The sequence below is a fragment of the Citrobacter sp. TBCS-14 genome, from assembly GCF_005280805.1.
GTDB classification, from domain to species: Bacteria; Pseudomonadota; Gammaproteobacteria; order Enterobacterales; family Enterobacteriaceae; genus Citrobacter; species Citrobacter gillenii.
Window position 1 is genome coordinate 1 of sequence record NZ_SZWM01000704.1, and the last position, 203, is coordinate 203.

General features: G+C 56.7%; 1 pseudogene. It reads right to left on the reverse strand.

Annotated features, from left to right (window positions below):
* Positions 1 to 203, reverse strand: a pseudogene (locus FDX22_RS20810) (cell division protein FtsZ); the annotation flags it as partial.

Below are 203 nucleotides of genomic sequence, written 5' to 3' on the forward strand. Positions count from 1 at the left end.
AGACGCAGGTCGAAGCCCGCAGTAATGTTAACCAGCACGCCACGCGCGCCAGACAGATCGATATCTTCCAGCAGAGGTGAAGAGATAGCCATTTCAGCCGCTTCTTCAGCGCGATCTTCACCGCTCGCCACGCCAGAACCCATCATCGCATAGCCCATTTCGGACATCACGGTGCGCACGTCTGCAAAGTCGACGTTCATCAG